The organism is Parabacteroides distasonis, assembly GCF_004793765.1.
GTDB lineage: Bacteria > Bacteroidota > Bacteroidia > Bacteroidales > Tannerellaceae > Parabacteroides > Parabacteroides distasonis_A.
Genome location: NZ_SRYM01000148.1, coordinates 1 through 735, shown reverse-complemented (window position 1 = coordinate 735; position 735 = coordinate 1). Strand labels below are relative to the sequence as shown.

1 protein-coding gene is annotated in these 735 nt (G+C 38.6%); it reads right to left on the bottom strand.

The features are described from left to right. A partial coding sequence (locus tag E5342_RS19130; RefSeq protein ID WP_135960091.1) for a hypothetical protein occupies nt 1-735 on the bottom strand: 735 nt, incomplete at both ends.

Genomic DNA, 735 nt, shown 5'->3' with positions numbered 1-735 from the left:
TTTGCAGTTGTTTGATGTATTTGTCTATGATTTCATATCCTTTCGGATAGATGTTTTTCGCTTGGTCTGTCGCACTCGACAGGTCAGTACGTGTAAGCGGTTCACCTTTTATCTTCTTCAATATCAGCTTATTGTTTGCTATGACAGACTGCCATTCATAAACGATGTAATTATAACAGCTAAGTTGCATCATAAGATAGGCTAACAGACGGGTATTATTAACTTTCAATACCCCATTCAGTTTGCAGTTGAAAAAATCGGTAAGTATTTTGGCACTGACGGTAGTAGTAAACATATTCGCTTCATTCACACAGTCGGTCAGAAGTTTGATTTCATTAGCTTTCAACGTGGACTTGAAAGGATTGCTTTTGCCCACAATCTTGGTTGGATTAGTATCTGCACTTTCCTCTTTCTCTTTTGGCAAGGCTTGCTCTTGGATGGCAACCGCATCTGTATGGTAATTGCTTTCCTGTTCTTGCAGATAGCGCAAATATTTGGAAAGCACGACAAGATTAACGATAATGGACAAATAAGGAAGCCACCCATCATAACAGGACGGTTCATGCAAATATGCATCCATATCAAAATCAGAGCAGCGGAAACCGATATACTTTTTTCTTTCATCAGAATTCAAGTCCTCAAAATAACCACTTTCCCACAAAAAATCGGGAATATCCATGTCCAATACAATGTTACGCACGACACGGTATTTTTGTTGGATGGCTACAATATTTT